We start from the raw sequence: 24,815 nt of genomic DNA, 5'->3' as shown, positions 1-24,815 counted from the left end.
TAGTAAATAGGCAGCAAATGGAACTGGTGTGAAAAAAATGCAATTCGCAGTGCTGTGGAGAAGTTTTGTCTCATCCTTTATAGGCAGCGACTGCATTGCAAATAATTCAATGATTAAGTACACACCATTGAACCATTTGGCTGCATAAACCCCCTTTAAAAAATTTCTGAGGTGTTTATGTGGGCCAAATGGTATTTAGTGTAGAGAAGGGTTTGTTGAGACTTACTGAGCGTGAGCAGCTCGTGATTCTCGAGATAGGAAGCGACGCCATAGACAGCGCAAGCAGCTTCGTTGGGTACATAAGCGACACTTACAGCATATCCAAAAGCTCGGTGTGGTATCTTCTCAACAGGCTAAAGGAGAAGGGAATGCTGGATTTCGCAAGCAAGGATGAGTTGGGAAAGCCGCTAAGGCTGACCCAGCTGGGCAGAAGCACGCTTGAAGGCATAAATGCGAAAGGAAAGGACCTGATGGCAAGGTACGAAAGCGTGTCTCTGACTTACAGTGCGAAAAATGAGAGCTTTGGAGCTTACAGGTTTTAAGCCTTGGGTGGATAAGAATCCCGGCGGTCTATTCCGCCGGGCTACTTCTTTTTTGGTTGACAATTCCGTTGCTTATTTTCACTCCTTCCATCTGAAGCAGTTTTATTTTCCTAGTCCCGGATTTGCCGGAATATTTTCCCGGCTCTCCCGAGCTTTTTATTACCCTGTGGCATGGTATTGTCACTGGGAACGGATTTTTGCGCAATGCTGTGCCTACTGCCCTGCAGGCGTTCGGATGTCCTATTTCAATCGCTATTTCCTTATAGGTCCGGACTTGGCCTGCGGGTATATTAGATGTGGCATCAAGGACGCTAATCTGGAAGTCCGTCATTCCCATTTCCTTAAGCTTTCTCCTTAGCAAAACATCCATGATCATATTACAAACACAAACGCTATTAGCTTATTATATTTTCATGCGGGAGTTTTATGGGTGTTTTTATGGATGGCAGCAATTTGAAGGTATGGCTTGACGGAAAAATTATGGATTATGCAGATGCGAAGGTTCCGATACTTACACATTCGCTGCAGTACGGAAGCGGGATTTTTGAGGGAATAAGGGCTTACAAGAACGATTCGGGCACGGCGGTTTTCAGGCTTGGGGACCACGTAAGGCGTTTCTTTGAAACTGCCAAGATATATTCCATGAATCTTGGCTTCTCCGAGAATGACATAAGCAAGGCGATACTGCAAGTAATAAAGCTAAATGGGCTTGATTCCTGCTATATACGCCCGTTCGCATTTTACAGGGATGACGGAATAGGTATGACCACTTCCGGAAAGCACGTGAGCGTGTTCATAGCTGCCGTGCCTTTCGGGGCATATTTCGGAAGCGGCGTAGACAAAGGGATAAAGTGCAAGGTCTCTTCGTGGCGCAGAATAAATTCCGACATATTGCCCGTAAGGGCCAAGGCAAGTGGCAATTACATAAACTCCATAATTGCCGAGAACGAAGCACACGCTTCGGGATATGACGAGGCGATACTGCTTTCGCTAAACGGCTACATAGCAGAAGGCCCGGGAGAGAATATATTTCTTGTGAAGAAAGGAAGATTGCTCGCGCTTGGAGAGCAATCGGACATACTTTTAGGCATTACCAGGGACAGCATAATTAAGGTTGCAAGAGATGAAGGAATAGAAGTCGTTGAAGCGAATGTGCACAGGGAGGAACTTTACACTGCGGACGAGGTATTCTTCGCAGGAACTGCAGCAGAGGTAACTCCGATAATAAACGTTGACGGAATACAGGTAGGAAACGGAATGGTTGGGTCACTAACTTCAAAAATTGCTTCTACGTACAGGGACATAGTTAGCGGAAAAAACGCCAGATACAAGGACTGGCTTACCCAGGTGTGAACGCATCATAGCAGCTTGAGCTGCTTGGTGAACAGATCGATCTCTTCGCTTCTCCACGGGCCTATGCCAAGGGCCGTCTTGCTTCCCGGAGGTATTTCGGTGAGACCTGCGTCGGTGACCAGGGCACATGGTACCTTCTTGAACTTGAACGCGTTATATAGTTTTATTAATGAGTCTTCATCGCTGACCTTGAGGACTATCTTCTTTTCTCCAGTATCCAACCATTCCCTTGCGATCTGTTTGTCCTGCCTCTCTGCTTCGAAATAGCTCATCAGGGATGCGTGCGCAGCCTGGGCTGCGGTCTTGCCCTTGCTCATTTCCAGGTCGGACCTTATTATTATTGCCTGCTTTATTTCTGTCAATCAAACGCCAGCTGTATCTATTTACGTTGCGGCATGCGGTTGCATCCGAACATATTTATTACGCTGTTGATATTTTATGCCTTGCGTGTTGTGACCGGGATTTTTCAATTTACATGGCATACGGTTTGCTCCATAATTTATAAGGGTTTTCTGCCAAGAGTGTATACATTCGGAAAGTGTTTACAATGGACGCGCTTCTTTACGCAATATATTCGATAGTAATATACCCAATAATCTACATCTTCCCAGCGTATGCTGCGAATGGCGCTCCGGTGCTCTTTGGCGGCGGGAAGCCCTTGGATTTGGGCAGAAAGATAAACGGGAAAAGGATATTTGGAGACCATAAGACCTTCAGAGGTACAGCATCCAGCTTAATAGCAGGAATAGCTGTAGGGCTCATAGAATACCCGTTCCTGCATTATATGCTGCCAGTTGCGGTACTGCTTACGCTTGGGGCCAACTTTGGCGACCTTATCGGAAGCTTCATAAAAAGGCAGCTCGGAGTAAGATCTGGCAAGAGCTTTCCTGTAATGGACCAGTATGGGTTCTTCATTTTCGCCCTTGTTTTTGTCTTTGCAGCTTACCGCGTAGGCATTCCGGGAGTTTACGGACTTGTTTTTCTGGTTCTGCTGACAGGAATAACACATCTGATGACAAACGTGGGCGCATACAGGCTTAAGCTAAAAGAAGTCCCCTGGTAGCTGTCCTGCAAAAGGGTTTAAATTTTAATAAATATAAGAGATAATGCAGTGTAGCAGGTAACGTGTCAGCATAGCATTATATGCTGCACTGAGCCGCAGCAGGTATTTCGGATGCCAAAAATAGGTAACGAGGAGATAAAAAGCGAAAGAGTCCGCAATATACTCAAGCAGGCAAAACGAGGGCCGCTGTGGTATTACAGGATAAAGGACCTGCTGATGAACATAAGGTCCAACAAGAACTTCCTTGATGCAGTCCTAGTGGCACTTGCTTTCGTATCGATTGCATACGCGTTTCCCTTTTACCCTTACCTTATAATTCTGCTCATAGTCATAGGGCTCTTCGCCGCCACTGAGATACACCCGTTTCTTGGATTCATATTGCTGATGCTTATAATGGTACCGATATTGGTGTACCAGACGCCGGCTTTGGCATGGATATTCCTATTCATATTGAGCTTCTCGCTCATATACGGTTACATGCATTACAGGACCATACTGTTCGCTTACATACTGATTGCTTCAGCGTTTTCATTCGTAGGAGTAGTCATTGCCATACCGGTAGCGATATTTGCAGTGCTTACGGTGGGATTCAAAAGATCCGTCATGATGTTCCTAATTGTCGTGCTCGGCATTGCCGCATTTTCCGGAGTGATGGGCATAGGATCCAGCGCGCTTGTGCCGTTGAATGGGCATTTGGTACATCAGGGATTCAGTACAAAAGATTTCGGTAGCGAATTAAACTATACTTATGAAGGGTTGCCCGCCCTTAACATTATAAATTTCGCCAAAGGAGCAAGCATTGCGGCAAACAAGTTCGTTTCCAAAAATGCCATAGAAAGCATAGACGTGACGTTTGCGATGATGCTGAGCGCCATTTCAAAACAGATATATTACCTTTTGGTAATACCGATATACCTGCTTGCCGCGTTTGCCATTGAAAGGATTGCAATAAACAGCAGATCCAAGATAAAGGGAGGAAAAGCAGCAATAGCAGGGGTGATAATCCCAATAGGATACCTTGCAGTTGGAATACTGCAGCCGATAAACATAAACTACATTTACCCTTTCATAAGCTTTGCAATAGCACCTGTTGGCCTAGCGATACTGGAGCTTTACAATGTGAAGGTTGTAAAGGCACTTGACGTTAAGAAGTATGATACGCGAATGAAGTTCGGGGAAGCGTTCGAAGATTTGCAGCAGGGCAACGTTACCGAAACCTTTGATGACATAGGAAACTATGAAAATACCAAGACAGAGCTCAAGGAAGCCATAATAGCCCCTCTGGAGCAAAAGGGCATTTCAAGGGCATACAACATAAAGCCGCTCAAAGGCATAATATTTTTTGGTCCTCCAGGAACTGGAAAGACACTTATGATGAGGGCTCTTGCCAACGAGATACATGCGAACTTCTTTTATATCAAAGGAACGAACATAGTATCCGCGTACACTGGCGAATCGGAGAAGATGCTCAGCAACATATTCGGAATAGCAAACAAGAACACTCCGTGCGTGCTTTTCATAGACGAAATAGATTCAATAGCAATGAGCAGGGACTTGGAGACTGATGAAGTTCACAGGCACATATTATCGCAGCTGTTGCAGGAGCTTGACGGATTCCAGAAGCTGGAGCATGTTATAGTGGTTGGAGCCACAAACACACCGGATAAACTCGACCCTGCACTTTTGAGGCCAGGAAGGATCGACAGGGCGATATACATGCAGCTCCCAGACTTCAACGGCAGGAAGAAAATATTTGAGATATACCTTAAAAAATTGCCAGTTTCCAGCAACATGGACCTTGATCTGCTAGCGGAAAAGACGCCCAGGTATACTGGTGCCGACATAAAAGCAGTATGCCAAAGCGTAGCCCAAATGGTGGCCCAGGAAGCAGCGAACGAGCACAGGATACTTGAGATAACAATGGACGACATGCTAAGCGTCATAAAATCTACAAAGCCTTCGACTACGCTCGCACAGATTGAGAAATACAATACGTTCAAGGTAGATTTCGAAAGGCGCATGGGCAACGATACCACGTCCAAAAAGGAAGACGAAATCACGCTCGACAAAGTCATAGGGCTCGATGCTGCAAAGAAGGCAATAGTAGAAGCAATACAGATACCGCTGATGCATCCTGACCTTCTTGAAAAATATGATATAAAGACGATAAATGGCATGCTACTTTTCGGGCCGCCCGGAACGGGAAAGACGATGCTGATGCGCGCAGTGGCCAATGAGTTGAAGGGAGTGACCATGCTGGAGATAGACGCGCCCACCCTGCAGAACGAAGGCATAGAAAACGCGAATGCCAAGCTGAAGTCGATTTTTTACAGGGCCATAGAGAACAAGCCATCAATCATATTCATAGACGAGATAGACGGGATAATAATAAACAGGCAAAATGCGAGCGAGATAAACGCACAGATAACAACAGAAATGCTTAAGGACATGGACGGGCTGAAGCAGATGAATAACGTGATAGTAGTAGGGGCAACTAACAGGCCTGACGTGATGGATCCTGCAATATTGAGGCCCGGAAGATTTGACAAGCTCATATTCATAAAACCTCCAGACGAGGAAGCGCGGGCCAAGATATTCGAAGAATATTTGGAAAAGGTCCCAAAAGCGGCGAATCTGGATTTCAAGCTGCTCGCGAGCATGACCAAGAATTATACCGGGGCGGACATAGCGAGCATTTGCAGGGAGGCAAAAACCAGGGCAATGCAGCGCACAATAAAGAGCGGTGAGGATTCGAAAGTCACGAATGAAGACCTGGAGAGCATAATTAAATTGACGAAGCCATCCGCCCCTGACGTTGTCATGAGCCAGTACCTGTCATTTTATGCAAAATACGGGCAGAGATAACACGTCATTTTTAAAGAACCGCAATTCTTGAGAGATTGCCTGCATGCACTTCCGTTGTGCCATTGTTTCCGCGCACATCGCAGAATTCTATTCTTACCTTTGAATTCAAAGGCAATTTCGAAGCCAGTTCTGCCGAAGAGCCTGTGCATGCAACACGGACGGAAGTTTTGCCATCGCTTAGCATAATGTACGTAGATACAAATTTCCTTGACGCAGAATTTACCAGCGTTACGGCAGGGCCTGCTTCCATCGCAACTCCTACGACATCTATATTCTTCATTCCGGGGCTTAGCAAGGAAAAATCTTTTATGCATGAATCTTCAACGGCAATCTTTTTGATTGAGGTTTTTTGCGTCGGCCGGAGAAGTGACGCCCTTATGTCCATCGTCAGGTTTGTAATTACTACTGTGTCTCCCCTGCAGAACAACCCAGAATCTATTGCATCTGATAGTTTTTTGCCCAGCAGCACATTTGCCGTGCTGCCCTCGGAGCCCAGGACCAAAATGCGTGATACGGAATCGGAGTTGCCGAAGTTCTTTTTGACGGGGTTAAAAATACGATAAATTTTATCTTCTAGGTTTAGTCTTTCTTTTTCAAGCCCCTTGAGTATGCCAGTTGCGCCGGGACCCATTAGATCGCTTATATACCCTGCAGTCACGAATCCCCCGTTTATCCCTGAGCGTGACCTTGATTCCAAATACAGCCTGTCTGCCTGTTCCTTGGTCAGCAACCCGTCAAAGCCGTCTATTATGTCATCGGAAGTTTTCATCATCTGATCGACCTAGTTGCGTGCCTCCAATCCTTTGACGAATTCCGAATACAGTGTAGGTTCTTTGACAACTTCTTTCAGTATGCTGTCTTGGCGGTAAAAATCATATCCCAGCATGTCCATCTGTTCTTTTTCTATTATGCCAGCATGCGCCAATATTGGTGATATTGCCTTAAACAGCAGCATTGACGCCTGGCGCACGGGTTTCTTTCCAAACCTTTTCCTAAATATATTGAACATGTCCCCGAACCTCAGGTTTTCATTCCCGCAAACGTCGAAAACCCCAGTGAAGTTCATCTTGGATTTCACTACTTCCACTATATCGTCGACATATACGGGATATATAAGGCCCGATTTCGGAAAAATAGGGATATTCTGATTGAGAAGCTTGTAGAACTGCAAGGTCAGAAAATCGTATTTGCCGTATATTATTGAAGGCCTTATTATCAGACTGTTTTTGTATGCAGAGATTATTTTCTCTGCTTCCCTTTTTGTCCTGAAATATTCTGTAGTTCCGTTTTCGGCGTTTATCGCCGATATATAAATTATTTTTGGTTCGGTGCCGGAAGACAATGCCGCTCCGGTTATGTTCCGTGTCCCTGTTATGTTCACGTCCGAATGTTTCTGCGCTTTTTCATTTATCAAGCCAACAAAATCAAATATATAGTCGTAGCCCCGTTCCAATGTCCTTTCGACGTCGGCCCTTGACGTTATGTCCCCTTCTATCCAATCCTTGCCTTGAACGTTGCCGGTGTCATGCTTGTATCTTGACATTACTTCCACAGAATATTTTTCGGCCAGCGCAGAGTACATATGGCTTCCAAAGAAACCGTAGCCGCCGATCAACAATGCCTTTTCCATCAAATCATATTATTATTTGCTGTTATTTGTTTTGATATAAAACGTATTAAGGCTTTTATATATTTCAGGGCAAAATAATCTAGTTTCTTGGGCTCGTAACTCAGTTTGGCCAGAGTGGGAGGCTTTTAACCTCTAAGTCGAGGGTCCAAATCCCTCCGAGCCCGCTTTTTTTAAACCGCCTGAAAATAGTGCATATTACTACAGAACAGATTTGGGAAAATGCTAAATAAAAGAAATTGCGTTTGATATTTGTGATTGCATGGAGGAGAAAAGATTCAATTTCAAGGAAACAGCCCTCGTAGTTATAGACCTGCAGAAGGGGATAGCCGCAAGCGGAAGAAACATCGAACCGAATGCTGCATCGGAAGTTGTTGCGAACGCTGCGATGCTTGCAGCCAAGTTCAGGGAGAACAAAGCGCCTGTGTGTCTGGTGCACGTGTCTTCCATAGATGGGAAGGACATGCTCAATCCGATAGTGGACAGCGCACCGAATTGGGGAGGCGAAAGGCCTGCAGACTGGGACGAATTCGTGCCAGAAATGAATGCGCAGAAAGGAGACATAATAATAACAAAGAGGCATTGGGGCGCTTTTCACGGCACCGAGCTCGACCTGCAGCTCAGGCGCAGGGGAATAAAAAACATAGTGCTGTGCGGAATATCGACGAACATAGGAGTCGAATCTACTGCAAGAGAGGCATACCAGAACGGCTACAACCAGATATTCGTCGAGGACGCCATGGGCGCGATGAGCAGGGAGGAACACGATGCGACAGTCAAGAATATATTTCCGAGGATAGGCTTGGTAAGAAAAACCAGCGATGTGCTCGGAATGCTTTCATGAAAGCACGCATTTTGAAGATGCCGAATTTTTATGGCATTGAAAAATGAGCGCCGGGGGTGGGAATCGAACCCACGAAGGCCTTTCAGCCAAACAGCTTAGCAGGCTGCCGCCCTTTAGAGTGCTTGCGCATACCTCTAGGCGACCCCGGCATGCTATTCATTTACGTTTGCACTGTTTTTAAATCTTAGCGGCGGAAGCCGGCCTTGCCATGCAAGCAGCAGTTGCGTTGACCATACTTCAGCTCAGCCCCGTATCCCGGGAGCGTAGCCTGAATGTGCTTAAGGTTGCTCCTTCCGGCCTGGCCTGGTTCACGCACCAAGCTACCACCTGGGGCAAGGCATCAACGCTTCCATCTGGGCGCAAAAGCCGCTTGCATAACGCAACCGGCATTGGCCCGCCAGAAAGGGATTTGCGAACGGGAAACCCTTAGCTTCCCAGCCTATCCGCCAAGGCTTATATTCAATAATGAGTTATAAATAGGTTTGCGGAGATAAGAATGGGATAGAGTGAAAAGGCTCAAAATAGCATATGCTAAATATTTTATTCTCTAGAATAATATGCTGGTGATTGAAATAAATGACAAAGAATACTCGGAATTGCTCGACAGGGCTTTTTCGAAGCTTCCCACACTAGAAGCGGAGAAATCCGATTTCGTAATACCCACAGTGGAATCCATGGTGCAGGGAAACAAGACGATAATAAGAAACATGGCAATAATTGCCGACAAGGCAAGGAGGGACGTCTCGGATATCGCAAGATATTTAAGCAGGGAATTTGGAGTGCCGACTAGCATGGAGGACCAGAGGCTAGTACTCACAGGAAAATTCGCCCAGGAGCAGCTGGACAAGGAGATACACAAATATTTTGAGACCTACGTCATCTGCAGGGAGTGCCACAAGCCCGATACGCACCTTGAAAATGCCGGCAGAGGAATGCTCATGCTCGTATGCGAGGCGTGCGGCGCAAGGTACGGATTGAAGAACTATTGATGGTTAGATGGGAAAAAACGAAGGAAGGACTCATGATAGTAGGAGGGGTGCACCGGTATCTTATCAGACCAAGATGCCGAACAACGGCGAGGTCGTAGGAAGGGTCTCGAAGATAGTGGGATCCACGAGATTCCTGGTAGATTGCAGCGACGGCAACCAGAGGCTATGCATAATCCCGGGACGGCTCAGAAGGAGGTTCTGGATAAAGGAAAACGATGTCGTGCTGGTAAAGCCGTGGAGCGTTCAGGCCAACGAGCGCGGCGACATAGTGTGGAGGTACAGCCTCATGGATATAAGCAAGCTTAAGAACATGAACATGATAAGTTAGATGTTTGGCGATAGGCAAGCCTGCTAGCGGCAAGGGGGTTTAATATGCAGACTTTGAAGGACATCATAGGCGAATCAAAGATATTTGCTCAGCGTGAGGTCTTATCGCCGCACTACACCCCCAAGAAGCTTATACTTAGGGAAAAGGAGATAAACAGCATAGAGAAGGCAATAAAGCCGGCATTGGAGGGAGAGAAAGGCAGAAACCTTTTTGTATACGGAAGAACTGGAACCGGCAAAACAACATGCGCCAGATATGTCATATCCGAGATAAAGGACATACCGAACACCAAGGCCAGGGTTTCGTACGTAAACTGCAGGATGTACAACACGCGATTTAGGGTCCTCAACAAGGTCATAGCGGACCACATGCCGAATTACGCAAGAAGAGGATACGGCATCATAGATTTGTACGGGAAGCTTACTAGCTGGATAGAAGAAGACAACAAGATACTGGTTCTCGTGCTCGACGAGATAGACATGGTCAAGGACCTCGACGACCTCGTATACACAATGACCAGGATAAACAGCGAGATAAGGTCCGGGGGAGTGGCCATGATAGGCATATCCAACAAGGTTTCTTTCAAAGAGGAGTTGGATCCCAGAAGCCTCTCGGCCCTATACGAAAGCGAGCTCGTGTTCCCGTCCTATTATTCTGACGAGCTTTATGAGATAGTAAAAGACAGGGCTGAGACCGGCTTCAAGAAAGGAGTAGTTGATGAAGACATATTGCATTTCATCGCAGCGGCTGCTGCAAAGGAGGGCGGAGACGCAAGGCTGTCGCTTAAGATACTTTCGAAATCAGGGGAGCTAGCCGAAGAGCATGGAAGGGACAAGATAACCATGGCTGAAGCGGAAGAGGCAATAAAAATGGCCGAGAGCGAAATAGTTTACGAGCTTATATCTTCGCTTCCGGAGCACCAGAAGCTGGTTCTTTATTCCATAGTCCTGCTTGCGCAGAGCGGGGGCTCTTACAAGAAGCTTACCGACGGCATAGACACTTACCTTTTCAGCGGAGAGGTTTACAACAGGTATAAGTCCATAGCAGAAGGGCTCAAAAGGGTGCCGAAAAGCGAAAGGTGGTACAGAAACTACATATCAGAACTGGAGATGCAGGGGCTGATAGCGTCATTTGATTCGAGCAAGGGGATAAGGGGCCACACGAAACTCATAAAGCTGCTTTATCCGACGCAGAAGACGCGCGCCGTCCTTGAAAAGAACATATTCGGGCTCAACGGAAATTCTGAAAAGAAGGAAGATGATTAGGTGTTTACTTGGCATATTACGACGCGGCGCGTAGCAGCATGGCAAACGCGCGCGGACTTTTCGAGCGCTTGGGTTTCCGCAGTGTCATAATAGAAGGAGAGGATTTCGATTTCGCGAAGGATCCCGGGTCGGCCAACGGAAAAGCAGTTGTTTATTCTTCCAAGAGCGAAAGCCTTGTACCTTACCTGAAGAACGGGGTCAAAGCAATAATACCCCAGAATCCCGAAACGCTTGGCGAGATGGAGAAATATGTCAAAGATATGAAGGATTATGGAGCCTCATTCATAATAGACGCGTCTGCAATAGAAAATGCTTACGGAACATACCGCGCGCTGCTGATGGGCAGGTTCCGCGACTGCACCGAAATTATGCTCGGGAAGGATATAGCAATAGGCATTGCTTCGCTTGCAAGGAACGAGGCCGAAGTGCTTGCGCCGCAGCAGCTTATGGCAATATGCGGTGCCCTGGGCATGAATAAGAATGAGGCTAAAAAGGCGCTTGCAGAAAACAGGAGCATAATTTCAAAACCGTGAATTGGCATTGCAATGATAAGGAATAAGAAACGCTATATGATGGTCGAGACCACTTCGGAATTGAAGATGGATAAGGAAGAGCTAGACCGCGCGCTCAAGCAAGCGGTCTTATTGCTTGTCGGCCAGCTGGGATACTATGACATTTCGCCGAAGCTTGTTTCTTTAATTGACAGCAAGCATTTCGTTGTCAGGTGCAAATTGCAAGGATACGAAAGGATGCTTCTCGCATCAGCCCTGATAAAAAGGCTTGGAGCGGCAGAGACAGGGCTCTACACGCTCAAAAGCTCAGGCACCATCAAGGCGCTCATGAAAGGAAAGGCATCAAAAGATTTCTCCGACTATTGAAGTTATGCCTCCCTTGAGATTGAACGTTTCTATCCCGTGCTTGTCTTTTATCATCTCAGATACAAAGGCGGAGGTGTTTCCATGGTAGCACACAAGCACAGAGCCCTCGTATTTAAGCAGCTCCTCTTTCGGGGCGTTTAGCATTTCCATTGGGTCGGCAGCTTCTATGACTTCTTCTTCCAGATCGAGCAGGCTGCGTATGTAATCAGTAGGCTCGGATCCCAGCCAGACGAGCTTCTTTCCGTTCTGCTTGGCAACGGCCAGGGCTTCTTCGTATTCAATGTTCTGCATATTCGGTTTTTGATGCTTGCAATTTTTAAAAATAACCCTGCAATTGGCGCCAGGATGGTAAAAAAATGCCTGTGGGATTATTTATATATATGAATGATTATCAATAATGTAATACCGTAAGGCACAATCTGAAGGCCGTTCGCATGCCTGAAACAAGCAAAAGCAACGATTTTGAATCCGTAAGCATTAGTGTAAACAATAAAACGTATACCAAAATGATGCGAAGGGACGAAGCATTGGCTTACAAGGAAAGGCAAAGGCTCATAGGAGAAGTGGTGCCCGGGATTTGGAGCAGTTTCAGCAGCTTGATAGAAAGTCTTGATGCCGCTTTTACGAATCTGGGCGTGCCGAAAAGCCTTGCCGTAAAGCTTATCGGGAATGAAAAAATAATGTATAATGATTTTGTAAAACCTGGCGTTGAGGCAAGGATAGGCGCCATCTGCAGGGAGCACATAACAGAGAGCGGGGTCGATATAGAAAAAGCCAGGAACGAAGCAAAAGGATTGAAAGACATGATCGATGCATGCATCGAAGAAACTAAAAACAGCATAGGGGATGGAAGGATCGGATTCCATGACACTGCGGTACTGTCTTACGAAAAACTGAAGAAATCCATAGCGGAAATACTAGGGATAAAGACTTATTAACTTCACCGGCAAAGCGTTAAAAGGTTTATATTCCATAATGCTAACTGGCATCTTGGACTTTTGCAATTTTGTATATCCAGAGGCAGATAAAATTTTTTTTAGGACATGTTTAAAAAGCATTGATTCTAAATAAGTAAGAAAGATTTGACTGGTGAATAGATGTACCCGAATATACAGGCTTACGACAGAGGAGTAATGTTCAGCCCGGACGGAAGGCTGTTCCAGGTGGAATACGCAAAGGAGGCAGTAAGGAAAGGTGCAACTTCTGTAGGCATGGTAACCGAAGAAGGAGTTGTCCTGATAGCCCATAAGAACATAGTTGAGCCGCTCATAATACCAAGCACGGTGCAGAAAATATTCAAGGTGGACTCGTTCGTTGGGACCACATACAGCGGGCTCGTCTCTGATGGCCTGCACGTCGTGGGAATGATGCGCTCCAAAACACAGACACACAGGATGGTTTATGACGAGACCGAATCCGTAGAGACCATAGCCAGGGAGATATCCGAAGAGATGCAGATGGCAACGCAGTACGGAGGACTGAGGCCTTATGCCATATCCCTGCTCATTGGCGGCTACGATACGGATTACAGGCTTTTTGAAGTTGAGCCGGGAGCTTCGTTCTCGGGCTACAGGGCGGATGCGATAGGCATAGGCAAAAAGGTTGCGGAAGACATACTGGTGAAGGAATACAAAGACGGCATGAAGCTGAATGATGCCATAAACCTTGGCGTCAGCATACTTAAGAAAATAAATGAGAAGAAGCTGTCGCCGGAGAACGTCGATATATCGACAATAACCAAGGCGAAAGGCTACAAGCCATTCGACATAAAGGACATAAACGCATACCTCTGAGTGGTTTTATGGGCAAGACCGTAACGGCAAAATATTCCGATGGCAAGGACAGCTTCGAGATATTGGTAGATGCCGATATGGCTTATGAGTATGTCACTGGTAAGAGGAAGGAACCGCTCTCCGTCCTTGAAGCCGAGCAGGTTTTCAAGGATGCAAGGAAGGGTGAGCGCCAAAGCGATGAGAAGATAAAGAAGGTTTTCGGAACTACCGATCTGGCTTCCGTGGTCGACCAGATACTCAAAAAAGGGGACCTGCCGATAACTACAGAGCAAAGGGCAAAGATGCTTGAGGAGAAGAGAAAGCAGATAATAGACATAATAGCGAGGAATTCCATAGACCCGAGGACCAACGCCCCCGCAACAGCTTTGAGGGTCGAAAACGCCATGAAGGAAGCAAAGGTATCCATAGACCCATTCAAGAACGCTAACGAGCAGGTAGAAGCGGTAGTCAAAAAGATAAGCATGCTGCTTCCGATAAAGTTTACCAACATAAAAATAGAAGTAATCATACCCGCCGATTCGGTAAACAGGTGCTATAATACGCTAAAGCAGTTTGGGCTCAAGTCAGAGGAATGGATGAGCAACGGCTCCCTCAAGGCAGTCGTAGAATTCCCTGCAGGCATGCAGAACGAGCTTTACGACAAGCTGAACAAGGCAACACAGGGAAGGGTAGAGACAAAGATACTCGGATGATTTTGAATGAGACAGTTTGTTACACCTGGTGAAGAGCTGCCTAAAGACGCGAGGCGCAACGAATACGTAATGCTGCAGAACGGAAAGGCTTATTCCAACATACTGGGCTTTTACGACAGCGACAAGAAGGACGTGATACCTCTTGAAGGCATGTGGAAGCCAAGGATAGGCGACAATGTCATAGGGGTAGTTGAAAAGCCCACCAAGCCCGGGCTCTACAACGTGGTGCTTACGGAATTCGTCCAGGGATTGATAATAACTAGCAAGTTTGACTCGGGGCCGATTTTTGAAGCCAACGACATAATAGAGGCAACTGTCGCCAGCGTGGAGAGGAAGAGGCTGGCAATACTTGAGAGGCCAAGGAAGCTGGCGCTCGGGCAGACACTGTACGTAAAGCCCGTGAGGATACCGCGCATAATAGGCAAGAGCGAGACTATGGCAAACCAGATAGCCAGGCTCACGGGAAGCAGGATAATAATAGGCAGGAACGGCATAATATGGATAAACGGAGGCAACACTGAGCTGGCAATAAAAGCAATCAAGACCGTTGAAAGCGAAGCCCACACTAGCGGGCTGACCGAAAGGATTAAGTCGATGCTTGAAGCAGAAGCACCAGTGGAAAACCGCTAAAAAGCTTATTATATTATTACGTTAAAAGAAATATGCAGATTTTCGCAATTTTTGATTTTGAAGTGATTTCATGGCTTCTTCGTTAAACAAACCAGAGCTTATAGTAAATGGCAAAAGGCTCGACGGAAGAGATTTTGACGAGCTAAGGCCCCTGAAGATAGAGGCCAATGTGCTTAAAAACGCACAGGGCTCGGCCTACCTCGAGTGGGGCAACAACAGGGTGCTTGCCGCAGTATACGGGCCAAAGGAGGCCATGCCTAGGCACACCGCAGACTCTACAAAAGCGGTAGTCAAATGCAGGTACTCTATGGCGCCTTTTTCCGGCTTGGGAGAGCACGGAAGGACAGGGCCCAACAGGAGGGCTACCGAAATATCAAAGGTCACAAAGGAAGTGTTCGAAAACGTCATATTTCTTAACGAATTCCCAGGAAGCGAGATAGACATATTCATAGAGATACTGCAAAGCGACGGAGGAACCAGAGCAGCGGGAATAACCGCAGCAGCTGTTGCGCTGGCCAACGCAGGCATAAAAATGAGGGACCTAGTCTATGCGGTCAGCGCTGGCAGGATAGGCGAACACGTGGTTCTGGATGTTGATATGATAGAAGACAATTATTCCGATGCAGACATGCCAATGGCAATATCTCCGAAAAGCAACGATGTGCTGCTGCTGCAGATGGACGGAGGCTTGGACAAGGACCAGCTGAAGCAGGCCATGAATATGGTAGTAGAAGCTGGCAAGATCATATCGAAGGCTCAGAGGGATGCCCTGAAGGCCATATACGAAAACAGGTGATTTTACGGGTGCAATAGAGATTATAAAAAGCGATTACATAAGAGAAATGGTAGCCAAAGGCGAGCGCGAGGACAAGCGCGGCGCGATGGATTACAGAAATATAGAGATAAAAACGGGAGTCATAGACCATGCAGAGGGTTCTGCACAGGTCGACGTAGGAAACACAAGAGTGCTTGCCGGAGCCAAAATAGTGGTAGACGAAGTGCATTCCGATACTCCGGACCAGGGCAACATAGTGGTTTCGGCAGAATTGCTGCCGCTGGCTGCAGCGGAGTACGAAGCAGGGCCGCCAAGCCCTGAAGCCATAGAGCTCGCAAGGGTTGTCGACAGGGGCATAAGAGCAGGAAACTGCATAAAGCTCGAGGACCTGTTTTTGGAAGAAGGCAAGGCATGGACGGTTTACGTTGACGTGTACGTCCTCAACTACGACGGCAACCTTTTCGATGCCAGTACGCTTGCGGCCATGGCTGCAATAGCGAATTCCAGGCTGCCAGCCTACAAGGACGGGATAGCGGATTACAAGGAGAGGAACACGCCGATAAACGTGAACAACATAGTGGCATCGTGCACTTTCGCAAAGATAGGCAATGCAATAGTGCTGGATCCGAGCGGAGTTGAAGAATCGGCAATGGATGCAAGGCTCACTATCGCAACTGACGGAAAAACCGTAAGGGCAATGCAGAAAGGGCTGAAAGGAAGTTTTACGCTCAAGGAGATTGAAGAACTCGTAGATGCTGCGATCGAGAAGCACAAGGAGCTCGCAAAGCACATCGAAAAGGCAAAAAGATGATTTTATGGCAAGCCCTAATATAAGGTATGGAGCCAGGATAAGGAAGAGGCAGAAAGCGGTAAAGGCCGATAAGGTAGCACTATACAAATGCGAAGAATGCGGCCACGTAGCCGTGAAGAGGATAAGCACCAGCATATGGAGATGCAGGCACTGCGGAGCGACGTATGCCGGAGGAGCATACACAATGACAACTGCCGCAGGCGAGGTCGCCAGAAGGCAGGTTGATTCCATAAGGAAGAACAACAAGGGATAATCGCAATGGTAAGGATAAGCTTTTCGCCGATAAACGAGCTCGTGGTCCACGAAGTAGTGAAGGTCAGCATGGACGATTTGATGAGGGAAAGAATAACCCCATCAGGAACGATGCCATTGTACTGGTGCAACGGGCTCTTGTTCAGCTTTTCTTCGGTCCCCATGAACAAGCGCGTCCTTGACGATTACCTTAACGGCAAGATACACTGGATGGAGGTGCACTACACAGAGATGAAGGACTATGACGAAGTGGTGGTGCTAAACGACGAGCACTATAATGGAAGCATGAAGATAAGAGTCATAGACACAAGCAAGTCGGCGCTCCACAGCGATTTCGTCAAATGGCTCAAGGCCAACAGCAAGCCGGCCAAGGAAAGCAATAAATAATAATAAAGCCAACAGTATTGCAATGTTTACGTTCAAAGGTGTCAAAAAATGAGCTATGTATGCATGAGCTGCAACAGGGAAATAGAGCAGATAGAGGGATTCGTAAGATGCCCCTACTGCGGAGGAAGAAGGCTTATAAAGAAAAGGCCTAGCATACCGAGAGAAGTCTCAACCGATTGAAGGCCAGCTTTTTATTTTTATTTTCGGCCAAGGGTCAGCGCTTTGCTTCGGAAGCCCCCACTATGACTGTTTCTGATACGTTCTTTACTCTGTCATAGCTTACGCTGTTTTTCTTCAGCAGCTGTGCGGTGTGGTCGCTTCTTATCAGGCTGTCTATCTTCACCGTAAGCATGCTTGCTATCTTGCCCTCCTCGAAATCTATTATCAGATCCTCGACGGTTCCGATCCTCTTGCCTTCGTTGCTTATTATCTGCTTTCCATACATGTCGGAGAGTAATACCATTTCAAAAACCTATTTTACGTTTAGTATATGCTTGGAAGCGAATACTCTTATTATATAGGCTTTAAGCTCATTTATAAACTTTTGCTCGTCAGTTTCGAATTCCTTCATGTCCATGCCGTCGAAGAGCTCCCTGTTTGAAACAACCAGCTTTCGCAGATACCCGTCAGTCAGATAGTATGCTTTTGTGCCGCATGAGCTGCAATCATACAACGGCATTATAGGTATTTTGGAAGGCTTTTTCTCTGTCGAAGCGTGCCTTACGAGGGTATTGCGGTGGCATGACGGGCATCCCTTGTGAAGCGTTATTGGCTCGTAAACGCTCTCTTTTGGCTCTATTCCATTCGAGTCCATGAAGGCCTCAACGAGCTCCTTCTGGTCGTGGCCCTTTATATTTATGAGCTTCTGGTCGAGTATTCCGCCATCCTTGTCAAATATTGTCTGTATGGTATAGCCGTCGCCCTTGGGCTCCCACAGCGCCTGAAGCTGCACGCCATCCAGCTCGTATTCGAGCTTTATGGAGTGTTCCGGGCTTTCCGATATGTTGCCTGATGCCATCTAATTACCGGGGTCAAGCGCGTACGCCTCCACGTCCTCGGCAGTAACCCTGCCGTTATTGCTCGATTTGGCGTGCTCCACAGCGTATTTTGCTATCTCCGAAGCCTTGTCGTCAAGCATCTTGGCCATTGCCGCGGCAGCTTCATCGTCTATTTTTATCCCGTATTTGCCCATGACAAGTTTTTTCACAGCAGCAATAGGTATGCCCATTCAACCACACAATCAGCACTCAAGATCCACATCACAGCAATTGCTCAGTGCGCTTTGTTCATCACAGCAGACTTATTGCAATTTAACATATAAAAATATGACGCAGTGAAGGATAGTGGAAGTGCCGCATATGCGGCAGAGCCTCCATTTTTATTTATTTTTATAATGGATATGCTGCGATAAGCTTAAATAACATATAAAAAAGAATATATATGAAAAAAGGTGATAGAGTGAGTGTTAAGGATGTAAACGAAAAGGAATTTGAAGAGGAAGTGCTTAAATCCAATGTGCCCGTCCTTGTTGACGTATGGGCAACATGGTGCGGCCCTTGCAGGATGTACTCCCCGATAGTGGACGAAGTGTCAAACGACTACGACGGAAAGATAAAATTCGTCAAGGTAGACGCTGACGAAAACGAGAACATAGCGGCAAAGTACGGCATAATGAGCATACCTACTACGTTGCTCATTGAAAAGGGCAAGGTAAAGGCTCAAAGCGTGGGAGCTGTTCCAAAAGAAGTGCTAAAGAAGTGGATAGAGAAGAACCTGTGATTGCAGGGCTTCTTTTTATTCTTTTTCTTCTGAATATCAGTGTCCAGCAGCGTAGCTGGCTTGCTAGTGTGTTTTATGGGAGAAATACCATTCCCTAGGGGAGTAAGGGACCTTATGCCGAACGAGGCCATAGCCAGAAACGAAGTTATGGAAAAAATTGAGCAGGTATACAGGAGCTTTGGCTTCCTTCCGATATATACCCCATACATGGAAAGCCTTGATGTGCTTAAGGCCAAAGAGGTCATAGGAGAGGAGAACAAGCTGATATTCGAGCTCAAGGACCAGAACAACGGGCTCCGATATGATCATACGGTAGGTCTTGCCAGGTACATAAGCATGCACAACAGCATGCCGCTGCCTTTCAAGAGATATGCAATAGGCACAGTCTGGCGCATGGACGAGCCGCAGAGGATGAGGCTGAGGGAGTTCGCACAGGCCGACGTAGACATATTGGGAGGCGATGCCATAAAGGCCAATGCCGAAGCAATAGCTGCGGTGTGCAAGGCAATGGACGAGCTCGGGCTTGATTACACCATAAGGCTCAACAGCAGGCAGACGGTTGACGTTTTCATGGAAAGGATAGGCCTGAAGGAACAGACGCAGAAGATAATGAGGATTATGGACAAAGCCGATAAGATAGGCAGGGAAGGAGTATCAAAGGAGCTTGCTGCTATGGGCTTGAAGGAGGATTCGATAGACCAGATAAGCGCGTTTGTAGGCGTTTCCGGGACCAATGAAGAAAGGATCAAAGCCATAAACGGCATGGCAGGAAGCGAAGATGCGTGCGCGGAGATATCAGGCACGCTTGAGCTTTTGCAGAAATATGCAATAAAGGGCAAGTGCATAGTCGATCCTTCGATAGTAAGGGGGATAGATTACTACACAGGCATAGTTATGGAAACAATCGACAACACAGGCGTTGCTGGCAGCACTTCCATATGCTCTGGAGGTAGATACGACAACCTTGTGTCAAGATTCAGCGAAAGCAAATTGCCAGGAGTTGGATTCAGCATAGGAATAGACAGGGTGCTTGACGTTATGAAGTTCGGGGATAGCAAGAAACGCACATATGCCAAGGTATTTGTGGCTTACATAAAGGAGCAGAATTACAATTACGCGCTTGATGTCGCTATGAAGCTTAGAAGCGCAGGCGTGGAAGTTGACCTCAACCAGGCCAGCAGGAACATATCCAACCAGCTCTCATACGCTTCGTCCCTTGGCATACCCTATTCCATAGTCGTAGGGCCAAAGGAGCAAGATGCAGGCAAGGTAAAGCTCAGGAATATGGACACGGGCGATGAATCCGAGATTTCGGTTGATGAAGCCATAGCGAGCATTTCCAAGTGATTTATAAATTTTTAGGATAAAATAGGTTATTCGAAGGTAATTGACATGGGAAAATCAGAGGTTGAAAAGCTTACCGACGAGAAGATAGCTAAAGGCGGCGTTCTCGTAAAACTTTATTTTGACATGCAGCACAAGGAGAAGGAGAAACTTCAGCCGCTGATGGCAGACCTGATAAACGAAAGGCTGATGAAGGAGAAGGGCGTTGTCTACTGCTACGGCAGCATAGAGGAACCGTTAAAGAGGGACGACCTGTACACCACCAGCGCAATGGTAACCGTTCTGTTCGAAAGCTTCTTCCCGCTAATAGGCGTGGCCTTCAATTATGCGCCTGCAGGCGTAGAAGTATTGAGGCCTGAGAAAGAGATGAGATTTACAACCGCGGAGCTACAGAGCCTGATACTTGAGCTCTCGCAGATATCTGTAACGTACTCGAAATACATACTGGAGCACGTGATGAAGCCGGAGGAGATAGACTCGCTTAGCAAAAGCATGGATACGCGCGCCGAAGTCGGCAAAAAGTTTCTGGGCAAAAAGGACGACGAGCAGGCAGCTTGAGCACATTACTTTGCATCGGCAAGGCGGTACTGCCTTGCCAGGTCAGTCGAAAGTCCGGTAAGGGCCTTGGACGATTCGTTATCATTCATTTCGGAGGCTCTTACTATTTCTGACATCTTTGCTATAACGTCGTCGTATTCCCTGAGGTTTATTGGATAGGGTATCCCGTCCTTTCCGCCTACGTTATAGGAATACATTACAGGGTCCCTGTAAGATACCTCTTTGTCGTATATCAGCGAGGATATGAGCGCGAGCGATTTTAGGGTTTTTCTTCCGAGGCCTTTTATGGAAAGGAGCTCTTCGTAGCCCTCGGGCTGCATCTCATTTGCGTATTTCAGAGTATCTCGCGCACGCTTCGACAGGTCAACATTTTCAAGTATTTCGTGGCGCGACGGCAGCCTGTACACTTTCGCGTTAAAATTTAGTATGGCATTTATGTCCTCGTTGACTGCAGCAACGCTGTCATTTTTTATGCAGGTGTTGTCATTAAAGGTAAGGTCAAGAGTCTGGGAGCTGCTTGATGCGCCTACGGCGCTGTTGGTTTCCTTGGTCATGTCGGAATGGTCTATTTTTCTGGAATCTATCTGGAACCGTATTGCATTGTCTGTCGAGTTCTGCATTGCCTGCTGGACTACGCACCAGTCGCCCTTATCCGAGAACACGAATGTATGGTGGTATATCCCTATGTCGTCGTATACGAGCGCGGAATCTATCTTTGCCGACATCCTGCTCATGCGTACGTATTCGTCAGCCTTGGACTCCATTGAAAAGTATTTGAGGCCCTGCATTATCTGCTCCGGCGTTGATGTTCCCTGCTTGCCCTTGCCTCCGGCTATGAAAACCCCGGAGTTGTTGTTTAGCGCCTCCTTGAGCGCTCCCATCGTGACTGTGGTTGTTCCGCTGCTGTGCCAGTCGTAGCCTATGGCGCAGGAAAGAGCCTGGAACCAGTACGGATTCGAAAGCCTAGATACGAATTCCGATTCGCCGTACTCGCGTATTACGACCTCGCTTATGAGCTTGGACAGCTTGACCATCCTAGGAAACAGCCATTTTGGGGCCCTCCCTCCGTGCAGCGGCAGCACGCTTACGCTTTGCATGATTAGAATTCCGCTTGCAGCTATTTAAAAAGATTGTTTGGCAGTCACGAAGAAACTGTCGTCAGGTTTATGAGTATGCCGGGAGTCTGTGACGGAAGGGATGACATATGGAAATCCGTGACTGCCACATAATTGTGGTGCTTTAGGCTCAGGGCTACTACTTTTATCTGGACGGCGTCCCCGGAGAGCGATATCAGGGGTATGCTGGCGTTCCTGAACGTATACGGGGCGGTTGCCCCAAATTTTGATATGTTGAACGTATTGTAATGCGCTATTTCCGCAGGCTTCCCGCCATGCAGTATTTCGACGTAGATGTTGGCGTCTTCTGGGCTTATTATCTTGAAGTTGAGGAATGGCTCCGATACTATGAATGGGCTAGAGGTCAGATTGCCCGGAGCATTGCTAAGCCCGCAGTTGAATGTCGTGGCGAAATAGCTGCCGTTGTAGCCTGCCCATGGCGCAGTAAGATAGCAGCCTTCGCTGTCTGCCTTTGCTATGCTCATCGGCGCGGTGCCGAAGCCGGTGTCGGCAAGATACCAGCCGTTGTATTCGCCAGTGCTGAAATTGCCGTTGTACACCTCAGGGTACGTGACATTTGAGGGAGCGGTTGTGGTTGTATTGAGCTTTATGAATGCGTACTTGTTGCTGCATGTGCCTCCTGGCTTTCCCGTCTTCAAAGTCACGTTGTACACCTGAGCCGGAAGCGTCATATTCTGAAGGAACGTAACGCACGAATACGAAGACGTGCCGTTAAGATAGGTTATGTTGTTTATGCCTTTTATTGAATAGCTTATGCTTTTGGTGCTTCCGGAAGCAACCCATATGCCTATGGTGCCGCCGTGCCAAAGGCAGTAGTTAGTGTTTATGGTGTTGCTAGTAGAATTGAATATTCCGAGATCGGCGCAGTTGCTCAGGTAGTATATTGTTGTTGAGGCCGTAGTGGTTTTGTTTGTCGTGACGTTTGGAGTAGTATTTGGCTTTATTGTGCTTGAAAGCGTTGACGTGCTCGTTATTCTTGTGGGAATCCTGAAACCGATGGTGAAATACCAAAGCGCAATTATAAGGAGTATTATTACTATGTATGCGATTATGCCTTTGTGCGTTGCAACACCGTACAGATTATTAGGACAGTATATATGAATACAGAACTTATTTAAAGGATGATGGATAAATACTATACGCCGATGCAGCTTAGTAGCGGCAATGTTCAAAGGTGTTATTTTGGGAAGCATCCCTAGAAAATGGAAGAAGAAAGGGCGAATGCGCTGGAAATGGAAAAAGAAAAGGCGCAAGCGCTTGAAGAGAGCACAGAAGCGCAGGGTAGGAGAGCTTTGAGCTCTCCGCTTTTGCGGAAAGTCTTTTCCTTTGTGCCGGATAGGATCCGGCAAGCTTTATTTTTACCCTTATTATGCACTCTATTTGGTTAGCTTGTCCAGCATCGGATAAGTCTCGAAAAGGCTCTCCTGCTCGAGCTGCTGGTACAGCATGTATATTATTCCAACTGTAAGCAGTATCCCTATTCCAGTGCCTATGGCTCCGGTAAGGTTGGCTACGGCTGCAAGCAATCCAACGAATATGCTGCCAAGCACTGTTATCGTCGGTATGTATTTGTTGAGCACGTTCTCGACTATCCTCGGGTCGCGCCTGAACCCTGGTATCTGCCATCCCATATCTCCGAGCTGCTGGGCCATGTTCTTTGGAGACTGCCCGGTCATTTCTACCCAGAACTTTCCGAATATGACGCAAAGGACTACGAATACCAGCACGTATATTATCATGTGTATCCATTCAGGAACGAGCACGAAGCCGCCCCATGGCATGAATAGCTGCGTGGTGTGCGTAGCCAGATAAGTGAAATAAGTAGCATAGTTTCCTATTCCGTAAGGCGCAGCGTATGGAAGCGGAAAATCAGGGGATATCAGGTACAGAAGCCCTCCGTTGAGCGTCACAGTGCCGCCTATGTTCTGGTAAAGCCCTATGAATTTGGCTATGTTGCCTAGCGAGCCGCCAACGTTGTAGAGCAATGGCTTGAACCAGACACTTAAGCTTTCCTCAAGGGCAGTGGCAAGTATGACAGGAAGCACGCTTACATACAGGAATGGTATTGGCAATCTTCCTCCAACGCCCCTGAGCTGCTCAAAGCTCAGCGGCAGTTCTATCTTCATGCCGTACGCGTATATGCTTATAAGAAATATTATTATCGCGAAGAACAGAGGGCCGAACGCCATTATCGCATTGGAAAGAGCCGCAGCGCCTCCAGCCTGTATTGCGGCTATTGCTTCCGGTATGAGTATTTTTATTGTTCCTGCGACTATTGCGAACGAAACCCCTCCAGCTATGAACATGTTTATTCCGGAGGTTATTCCGTATTTTGTCATTATCTCGTCAAGGAATATGATTATTATGGCACCTATGGCGAGTTGCAATATGACTATACCTATCTGTGCAGAGCTTATAACAGGCACATACCCGCTTATAACGAAAACAGCGGATTCTATTACCGCTATCGACATGGCTGCGAGCTTCTGCATTGCCTGGAACCTGGATTTCTGCGTAGTGTCGTTCATGTCCATTTTTAGCAGTCCGGAGCCGTTAAGCAGCTGCAAAATTATGCTGGAAAGCACTATAGGCCCTATTCCAACGGTTATCAGGCTGCCGATTTTGGCTGCAAATATTATGCTTATGAGCTGCAACACCGGCTGCGAAACGGCCGTGGGGCTGACACCTATGGCATAAGCGTTGTAAAGCATGAAGTAGATAGTCATTATGCCTGCGGTCCAGTACATCTTTTCCCTTAGCGACAGGGGTTTTTTCGGACCCTTTATCGTAGGTATGTACGGGGCTATCTTGTCCATGAATTCTAGAGTCATTGTTACCTCCGCTGTCGAGTTTCGTTGTTGCTGTGGTCGAATTTCTGGTGTGGCGCTTTAGTTGTAAGCTATC

At 47.1% G+C, this 24,815-nt stretch carries 33 protein-coding genes, 2 tRNA genes and 1 other RNA gene; 23 read left to right on the top strand and 13 right to left on the bottom strand.

Going from position 1 to position 24,815, the window contains the following annotated elements; translation table 11 throughout:
* The first annotated feature begins 188 nt into the window (after positions 1-188).
* Positions 189-542 carry a hypothetical protein gene (locus Micr_RS01085; protein ID WP_203134823.1) on the top strand — a complete coding sequence of 118 codons (354 nt, stop codon included), beginning with the start codon at positions 189-191 and terminating at the stop codon, positions 540-542.
* A gap of 28 nt (positions 543-570) precedes the next feature.
* Here the strand turns inward: Micr_RS01085 and Micr_RS01080 are convergent, their stop codons facing one another.
* Positions 571-918 (bottom strand): methylated-DNA--[protein]-cysteine S-methyltransferase, encoded by a 348-nt coding sequence (locus tag Micr_RS01080; protein WP_226803565.1) that lies wholly within the window; start codon positions 916-918, stop codon positions 571-573.
* A 62-nt stretch (positions 919-980) separates the two neighbouring features.
* Between Micr_RS01080 and Micr_RS01075 the strand changes: the two genes are divergently transcribed.
* Positions 981-1,895 (top strand): branched-chain amino acid transaminase, encoded by a 915-nt coding sequence (locus Micr_RS01075; RefSeq protein ID WP_203134822.1) that lies wholly within the window; start codon positions 981-983, stop codon positions 1,893-1,895.
* Between the two features lie 5 nt (positions 1,896-1,900).
* On the opposite strand, the gene pth2 is transcribed toward Micr_RS01075, so the two are convergent.
* The gene (gene pth2, locus Micr_RS01070; RefSeq protein WP_226803564.1) at positions 1,901-2,257 is read right to left on the bottom strand and encodes a peptidyl-tRNA hydrolase Pth2; all 357 of its coding nucleotides are present in this window, start codon (positions 2,255-2,257) and stop codon (positions 1,901-1,903) included.
* Positions 2,258-2,442: 185 nt separating this feature from the next.
* Here pth2 and Micr_RS01065 point away from each other — a divergent pair, with 185 nt between their 5' ends.
* Complete coding sequence (locus tag Micr_RS01065) at positions 2,443-2,958, top strand: CDP-2,3-bis-(O-geranylgeranyl)-sn-glycerol synthase (protein WP_203134821.1); 516 nt, start codon at positions 2,443-2,445, stop codon at positions 2,956-2,958.
* Positions 2,959-3,069: 111 nt separating this feature from the next.
* Positions 3,070-5,823 carry an AAA family ATPase gene (locus Micr_RS01060; protein WP_203134820.1) on the top strand — a complete coding sequence of 918 codons (2,754 nt, stop codon included), beginning with the start codon at positions 3,070-3,072 and terminating at the stop codon, positions 5,821-5,823.
* A gap of 10 nt (positions 5,824-5,833) precedes the next feature.
* Here the strand turns inward: Micr_RS01060 and Micr_RS01055 are convergent, their stop codons facing one another.
* A complete protein-coding gene (locus Micr_RS01055) occupies positions 5,834-6,595 on the bottom strand; it encodes a hypothetical protein (protein ID WP_203134819.1) in 762 nt (253 codons plus the stop codon).
* 9 nt (positions 6,596-6,604) lie between these two features.
* Entirely contained in the window at positions 6,605-7,453 is an 849-nt protein-coding gene (locus Micr_RS01050; RefSeq protein ID WP_203134818.1) for an NAD-dependent epimerase/dehydratase family protein, read from the bottom strand.
* Between the two features lie 89 nt (positions 7,454-7,542).
* Between Micr_RS01050 and Micr_RS01045 the strand changes: the two genes are divergently transcribed.
* Together Micr_RS01045 and Micr_RS01040 are read left to right on the top strand one after the other, a co-directional pair.
* Positions 7,543-7,617 (top strand) — tRNA-Lys (locus Micr_RS01045).
* A 95-nt stretch (positions 7,618-7,712) separates the two neighbouring features.
* Entirely contained in the window at positions 7,713-8,294 is a 582-nt protein-coding gene (locus tag Micr_RS01040; protein WP_203134817.1) for a hydrolase, read from the top strand.
* A 48-nt stretch (positions 8,295-8,342) separates the two neighbouring features.
* Here the strand turns inward: Micr_RS01040 and Micr_RS01035 are convergent.
* Positions 8,343-8,443 (bottom strand) — tRNA-Ser (locus Micr_RS01035).
* A gap of 38 nt (positions 8,444-8,481) precedes the next feature.
* Positions 8,482-8,744, bottom strand: an RNA gene (ffs, locus tag Micr_RS01030) — signal recognition particle sRNA.
* Positions 8,745-8,857: 113 nt separating this feature from the next.
* Here ffs and Micr_RS01025 point away from each other — a divergent pair.
* From Micr_RS01025 to Micr_RS01005, 5 genes are read left to right on the top strand one after another with little or no spacing between them, the layout of a single operon-like run.
* Positions 8,858-9,283, top strand: a complete 426-nt coding sequence (locus Micr_RS01025; RefSeq protein ID WP_203134816.1) for a translation initiation factor IF-2 subunit beta — start codon at positions 8,858-8,860, stop codon at positions 9,281-9,283.
* A gap of 7 nt (positions 9,284-9,290) precedes the next feature.
* Complete coding sequence (locus Micr_RS01020) at positions 9,291-9,611, top strand: translation initiation factor eIF-1A (protein WP_203134815.1); 321 nt, start codon at positions 9,291-9,293, stop codon at positions 9,609-9,611.
* A 44-nt stretch (positions 9,612-9,655) separates the two neighbouring features.
* On the top strand, positions 9,656-10,876 hold the full coding sequence (locus tag Micr_RS01015) for a Cdc6/Cdc18 family protein (protein WP_203134814.1): 1,221 nt from the start codon (positions 9,656-9,658) through the stop codon (positions 10,874-10,876).
* Between the two features lie 8 nt (positions 10,877-10,884).
* A complete protein-coding gene (locus tag Micr_RS01010; protein ID WP_203134813.1) occupies positions 10,885-11,409 on the top strand; it encodes a hypothetical protein in 525 nt (174 codons plus the stop codon).
* A gap of 12 nt (positions 11,410-11,421) precedes the next feature.
* Positions 11,422-11,754 (top strand): Rpp14/Pop5 family protein, encoded by a 333-nt coding sequence (locus Micr_RS01005; protein WP_203134812.1) that lies wholly within the window; start codon positions 11,422-11,424, stop codon positions 11,752-11,754.
* On the opposite strand, the gene Micr_RS01000 is transcribed toward Micr_RS01005, so the two are convergent.
* Positions 11,731-12,045, bottom strand: coding sequence for a hypothetical protein (locus Micr_RS01000; protein ID WP_203134811.1), 315 nt, complete (start codon positions 12,043-12,045; stop codon positions 11,731-11,733). The two genes, Micr_RS01005 and Micr_RS01000, sit on opposite strands and share 24 nt — an antisense overlap.
* 143 nt (positions 12,046-12,188) lie before the next feature.
* Here Micr_RS01000 and Micr_RS00995 point away from each other — a divergent pair, with 143 nt between their 5' ends.
* The 9 genes from Micr_RS00995 to rpoP all read left to right on the top strand — a co-directional run bounded on the left by Micr_RS00995 (position 12,189) and on the right by rpoP (position 17,274).
* Positions 12,189-12,692, top strand: coding sequence for a hypothetical protein (locus Micr_RS00995; RefSeq protein ID WP_203134810.1), 504 nt, complete (start codon positions 12,189-12,191; stop codon positions 12,690-12,692).
* A 159-nt stretch (positions 12,693-12,851) separates the two neighbouring features.
* Positions 12,852-13,547, top strand: coding sequence for an archaeal proteasome endopeptidase complex subunit alpha (locus tag Micr_RS00990; RefSeq protein WP_203134809.1), 696 nt, complete (start codon positions 12,852-12,854; stop codon positions 13,545-13,547).
* Between the two features lie 8 nt (positions 13,548-13,555).
* Complete coding sequence (locus tag Micr_RS00985; RefSeq protein WP_203134808.1) at positions 13,556-14,239, top strand: ribosome assembly factor SBDS; 684 nt, start codon at positions 13,556-13,558, stop codon at positions 14,237-14,239.
* A 6-nt stretch (positions 14,240-14,245) separates the two neighbouring features.
* Positions 14,246-14,869, top strand: a complete 624-nt coding sequence (locus Micr_RS00980) for a hypothetical protein (protein WP_203134807.1) — start codon at positions 14,246-14,248, stop codon at positions 14,867-14,869.
* Positions 14,870-14,939: 70 nt separating this feature from the next.
* Positions 14,940-15,665 carry an exosome complex exonuclease Rrp41 gene (locus Micr_RS00975; protein ID WP_203134806.1) on the top strand — a complete coding sequence of 242 codons (726 nt, stop codon included), beginning with the start codon at positions 14,940-14,942 and terminating at the stop codon, positions 15,663-15,665.
* A 13-nt stretch (positions 15,666-15,678) separates the two neighbouring features.
* A complete protein-coding gene (rrp42, locus tag Micr_RS00970) occupies positions 15,679-16,455 on the top strand; it encodes an exosome complex protein Rrp42 (protein ID WP_226803581.1) in 777 nt (258 codons plus the stop codon).
* A gap of 4 nt (positions 16,456-16,459) precedes the next feature.
* Positions 16,460-16,708, top strand: a complete 249-nt coding sequence (rpl37ae, locus tag Micr_RS00965; protein WP_203134804.1) for a 50S ribosomal protein L37ae — start codon at positions 16,460-16,462, stop codon at positions 16,706-16,708.
* 5 nt (positions 16,709-16,713) lie between these two features.
* Positions 16,714-17,094 (top strand): hypothetical protein, encoded by a 381-nt coding sequence (locus Micr_RS00960; protein WP_203134803.1) that lies wholly within the window; start codon positions 16,714-16,716, stop codon positions 17,092-17,094.
* Positions 17,095-17,142: 48 nt separating this feature from the next.
* On the top strand, positions 17,143-17,274 hold the full coding sequence (gene rpoP, locus Micr_RS00955; RefSeq protein ID WP_203134802.1) for a DNA-directed RNA polymerase subunit P: 132 nt from the start codon (positions 17,143-17,145) through the stop codon (positions 17,272-17,274).
* A gap of 34 nt (positions 17,275-17,308) precedes the next feature.
* On the opposite strand, the gene Micr_RS00950 is transcribed toward rpoP, so the two are convergent.
* From Micr_RS00950 to Micr_RS00940, 3 genes are read right to left on the bottom strand one after another with little or no spacing between them, the layout of a single operon-like run.
* Positions 17,309-17,557: a PRC-barrel domain-containing protein gene (locus Micr_RS00950; protein WP_203134801.1), complete on the bottom strand. Its 249-nt coding sequence runs from the start codon at positions 17,555-17,557 to the stop codon at positions 17,309-17,311.
* A gap of 9 nt (positions 17,558-17,566) precedes the next feature.
* Positions 17,567-18,112, bottom strand: a complete 546-nt coding sequence (locus Micr_RS00945; protein ID WP_203134800.1) for a hypothetical protein — start codon at positions 18,110-18,112, stop codon at positions 17,567-17,569.
* On the bottom strand, positions 18,113-18,322 hold the full coding sequence (locus Micr_RS00940; protein WP_203134799.1) for a histone-like protein: 210 nt from the start codon (positions 18,320-18,322) through the stop codon (positions 18,113-18,115).
* A gap of 230 nt (positions 18,323-18,552) precedes the next feature.
* Here Micr_RS00940 and trxA point away from each other — a divergent pair, with 230 nt between their 5' ends.
* The 3 genes from trxA (at position 18,553) to Micr_RS00925 (ending at position 20,775) form a co-directional block, all read left to right on the top strand.
* On the top strand, positions 18,553-18,873 hold the full coding sequence (gene trxA / locus Micr_RS00935) for a thioredoxin (RefSeq protein ID WP_226803563.1): 321 nt from the start codon (positions 18,553-18,555) through the stop codon (positions 18,871-18,873).
* Between the two features lie 75 nt (positions 18,874-18,948).
* The gene (gene hisS / locus Micr_RS00930) at positions 18,949-20,220 is read left to right on the top strand and encodes a histidine--tRNA ligase (protein ID WP_203134797.1); all 1,272 of its coding nucleotides are present in this window, start codon (positions 18,949-18,951) and stop codon (positions 20,218-20,220) included.
* A 45-nt stretch (positions 20,221-20,265) separates the two neighbouring features.
* Positions 20,266-20,775, top strand: coding sequence for a hypothetical protein (locus Micr_RS00925; protein WP_203134796.1), 510 nt, complete (start codon positions 20,266-20,268; stop codon positions 20,773-20,775).
* Between the two features lie 5 nt (positions 20,776-20,780).
* Here the strand turns inward: Micr_RS00925 and Micr_RS00920 are convergent, their stop codons facing one another.
* The 3 genes from Micr_RS00920 to secY form a co-directional block, all read right to left on the bottom strand.
* The gene (locus Micr_RS00920; protein ID WP_203134795.1) at positions 20,781-21,872 is read right to left on the bottom strand and encodes a DUF763 domain-containing protein; all 1,092 of its coding nucleotides are present in this window, start codon (positions 21,870-21,872) and stop codon (positions 20,781-20,783) included.
* 44 nt (positions 21,873-21,916) lie between these two features.
* Positions 21,917-23,083 (bottom strand): hypothetical protein, encoded by a 1,167-nt coding sequence (locus Micr_RS00915; protein WP_203134794.1) that lies wholly within the window; start codon positions 23,081-23,083, stop codon positions 21,917-21,919.
* A 204-nt stretch (positions 23,084-23,287) separates the two neighbouring features.
* A complete protein-coding gene (secY, locus tag Micr_RS00910; RefSeq protein WP_203134793.1) occupies positions 23,288-24,742 on the bottom strand; it encodes a preprotein translocase subunit SecY in 1,455 nt (484 codons plus the stop codon).
* Positions 24,743-24,815: the final 73 nt, after the last annotated feature.

The sequence above is a fragment of the Candidatus Micrarchaeum sp. genome, assembly GCF_016806735.1.
GTDB lineage: Archaea > Micrarchaeota > Micrarchaeia > Micrarchaeales > Micrarchaeaceae > Micrarchaeum_A > Micrarchaeum_A acidiphilum_A.
This window is presented reverse-complemented; position numbering and strand designations above follow the sequence as displayed.

What these genes read in the sequence shown, in the direction of transcription:
- Micr_RS01085 (WP_203134823.1), top strand. Translation starts at nt 189, where the DNA reads ATGGTATTTAGTGTAGAGAAGGGTTTGTTGAGACTTACTGAGCGTGAG.
- Micr_RS01080 (WP_226803565.1), bottom strand. Translation starts at nt 918, where the DNA reads ATGATCATGGATGTTTTGCTAAGGAGAAAGCTTAAGGAAATGGGAATG.
- Micr_RS01075 (WP_203134822.1), top strand. Translation starts at nt 981, where the DNA reads ATGGATGGCAGCAATTTGAAGGTATGGCTTGACGGAAAAATTATGGAT.
- Micr_RS01065 (WP_203134821.1), top strand. Translation starts at nt 2,443, where the DNA reads ATGGACGCGCTTCTTTACGCAATATATTCGATAGTAATATACCCAATA.
- Micr_RS01060 (WP_203134820.1), top strand. Translation starts at nt 3,070, where the DNA reads ATGCCAAAAATAGGTAACGAGGAGATAAAAAGCGAAAGAGTCCGCAAT.
- Micr_RS01055 (WP_203134819.1), bottom strand. Translation starts at nt 6,595, where the DNA reads ATGATGAAAACTTCCGATGACATAATAGACGGCTTTGACGGGTTGCTG.
- Micr_RS01050 (WP_203134818.1), bottom strand. Translation starts at nt 7,453, where the DNA reads ATGGAAAAGGCATTGTTGATCGGCGGCTACGGTTTCTTTGGAAGCCAT.
- Micr_RS01040 (WP_203134817.1), top strand. Translation starts at nt 7,713, where the DNA reads ATGGAGGAGAAAAGATTCAATTTCAAGGAAACAGCCCTCGTAGTTATA.
- Micr_RS01020 (WP_203134815.1), top strand. Translation starts at nt 9,291, where the DNA reads ATGGGAAAAAACGAAGGAAGGACTCATGATAGTAGGAGGGGTGCACCG.
- Micr_RS01015 (WP_203134814.1), top strand. Translation starts at nt 9,656, where the DNA reads ATGCAGACTTTGAAGGACATCATAGGCGAATCAAAGATATTTGCTCAG.
- Micr_RS01005 (WP_203134812.1), top strand. Translation starts at nt 11,422, where the DNA reads ATGATAAGGAATAAGAAACGCTATATGATGGTCGAGACCACTTCGGAA.
- Micr_RS01000 (WP_203134811.1), bottom strand. Translation starts at nt 12,045, where the DNA reads ATGCAGAACATTGAATACGAAGAAGCCCTGGCCGTTGCCAAGCAGAAC.
- Micr_RS00995 (WP_203134810.1), top strand. Translation starts at nt 12,189, where the DNA reads ATGCCTGAAACAAGCAAAAGCAACGATTTTGAATCCGTAAGCATTAGT.
- Micr_RS00990 (WP_203134809.1), top strand. Translation starts at nt 12,852, where the DNA reads ATGTACCCGAATATACAGGCTTACGACAGAGGAGTAATGTTCAGCCCG.
- Micr_RS00985 (WP_203134808.1), top strand. Translation starts at nt 13,556, where the DNA reads ATGGGCAAGACCGTAACGGCAAAATATTCCGATGGCAAGGACAGCTTC.
- Micr_RS00980 (WP_203134807.1), top strand. Translation starts at nt 14,246, where the DNA reads ATGAGACAGTTTGTTACACCTGGTGAAGAGCTGCCTAAAGACGCGAGG.
- Micr_RS00975 (WP_203134806.1), top strand. Translation starts at nt 14,940, where the DNA reads ATGGCTTCTTCGTTAAACAAACCAGAGCTTATAGTAAATGGCAAAAGG.
- rpl37ae (WP_203134804.1), top strand. Translation starts at nt 16,460, where the DNA reads ATGGCAAGCCCTAATATAAGGTATGGAGCCAGGATAAGGAAGAGGCAG.
- Micr_RS00960 (WP_203134803.1), top strand. Translation starts at nt 16,714, where the DNA reads ATGGTAAGGATAAGCTTTTCGCCGATAAACGAGCTCGTGGTCCACGAA.
- rpoP (WP_203134802.1), top strand. Translation starts at nt 17,143, where the DNA reads ATGAGCTATGTATGCATGAGCTGCAACAGGGAAATAGAGCAGATAGAG.
- Micr_RS00950 (WP_203134801.1), bottom strand. Translation starts at nt 17,557, where the DNA reads ATGGTATTACTCTCCGACATGTATGGAAAGCAGATAATAAGCAACGAA.
- Micr_RS00945 (WP_203134800.1), bottom strand. Translation starts at nt 18,112, where the DNA reads ATGGCATCAGGCAACATATCGGAAAGCCCGGAACACTCCATAAAGCTC.
- Micr_RS00940 (WP_203134799.1), bottom strand. Translation starts at nt 18,322, where the DNA reads ATGGGCATACCTATTGCTGCTGTGAAAAAACTTGTCATGGGCAAATAC.
- hisS (WP_203134797.1), top strand. Translation starts at nt 18,949, where the DNA reads ATGGGAGAAATACCATTCCCTAGGGGAGTAAGGGACCTTATGCCGAAC.
- Micr_RS00925 (WP_203134796.1), top strand. Translation starts at nt 20,266, where the DNA reads ATGGGAAAATCAGAGGTTGAAAAGCTTACCGACGAGAAGATAGCTAAA.
- Micr_RS00920 (WP_203134795.1), bottom strand. Translation starts at nt 21,872, where the DNA reads ATGCAAAGCGTAAGCGTGCTGCCGCTGCACGGAGGGAGGGCCCCAAAA.
- secY (WP_203134793.1), bottom strand. Translation starts at nt 24,742, where the DNA reads ATGACTCTAGAATTCATGGACAAGATAGCCCCGTACATACCTACGATA.